Consider the following 255-nt stretch of genomic DNA (forward strand, 5'->3'; position numbering starts at 1 on the left):
CCGGCCCGGGCGCTCCGCGAAGCCGCGCGCCTGGTGGCGCCGGGCGGGCGCCTCCTCGTCGTCGATTTCGCGCCCCACGAGCGTGAGTTCCTACGCGAGTCCCAGGCGCATCGCCGCCTCGGCTTTGCGGCCGAGCAGGTCGCCGGCTGGCTCGCCGATGCGGGCCGCGGCGCCGTCGAGACCCGCGACCTCGCCCCGACCGCGCCAGCCGAGCACCCGCTCACCCTCACCCTCTGGCGCGCGGCCGAAGCCTTG

General features: G+C 78.0%; 1 pseudogene. It reads left to right on the forward strand.

Annotated features, from left to right (window positions below):
* Positions 1 to 255, forward strand: a pseudogene (locus WDW90_RS40130) (ArsR family transcriptional regulator); the annotation flags it as partial.

The sequence above is a fragment of the Methylobacterium nigriterrae genome, from assembly GCF_037106235.1.
Classification (GTDB): domain Bacteria; phylum Pseudomonadota; class Alphaproteobacteria; order Rhizobiales; family Beijerinckiaceae; genus Methylobacterium; species Methylobacterium nigriterrae.